1 protein-coding gene is annotated in these 921 nt (G+C 50.2%); it reads right to left on the reverse strand.

Translation table 11 applies throughout. From position 1 onward, the window contains the following. A partial coding sequence (locus tag BG32_RS12530) for an ABC transporter ATP-binding protein (protein WP_147435028.1) occupies positions 1 to 850 on the reverse strand: 850 nt, incomplete at its 3' end. Between the last annotated feature and the right edge of the window lie 71 nt (positions 851 to 921).

The following is a 921-nucleotide window of genomic DNA, read 5'->3' on the forward strand; positions in this document are numbered from 1 at the left end:
CTTCTGGGAATTCATATGCCCTGGGAACGTATCCTTCAATGTAAGGCAGTTTCTTCCCCTTGAAGGATCTTGTCACTCTAGAGCTGAGAAGACCCTTGGTGTACGGATGCGAGGGCGAGGAATACAGTTCCTTCACCCCGGACTTCTCTACGATCTTTCCGGCGTACATTACATGAACTCTATCGGCTAGTTCGGCAACTACCCCGAGATCATGTGTGATAAAGATTATCGAACTGCCGAATTCTCCCTGGAGCTCCCGCATGATGTTCAAAACCTGAGCCTGTATTGTGACATCCAGTGCGGTAGTTGGTTCGTCCGCGACAACTATCTCTGGATTTGTTATCAGGGCCATCGCAATCATGATTCTCTGAAGCATTCCGCCGCTCATTTCGTGGGGATACTCTCTATATCTTTTCTCCGGTTCGGGGATATTTACCCTTCTGAGAATTGAAATGATCTCATCGTAGGTTCTGATCTGGTCCCAGGTCATGTGAGCTCTGGCAACTTCCGTTAGCTGGAACCCTATCGTGTAAAGGGGATCGAAGGCCGACATAGGTTCCTGAAAGATCATGCTGATTTCCCTGCCCCTTATGTCCCTGTACGCCTTGTTAGAAAGTCCCACGAGGTTCTTTCCCTTGTACAAGATCTCTCCCTCAACCTTGGCCGGCGGCACTTTTATCAGACCGAGAATCGTCTGGACGGTAACGCTTTTACCACAGCCGGATTCTCCGACAAGTGCGAGGATCTCTCCCTTCTCGAGATAGAAGCTTATGTCGTCCACAGCTTTGACCAGACCGTCCGGGGTCCTGAAATAAGTTTTGAGATTCTTCACCTCGAGTATCGCGCTCATACCTTCTCCACCGCCCTGTAAGGATCGACGGCGTCTCTCAAGGCGTCTCCCACGAAGTTGAAGGAGAGAAC

The sequence above is a fragment of the Mesotoga sp. HF07.pep.5.2.highcov genome (assembly GCF_003666285.1).
Taxonomy (GTDB): domain Bacteria; phylum Thermotogota; class Thermotogae; order Petrotogales; family Kosmotogaceae; genus Mesotoga; species Mesotoga prima.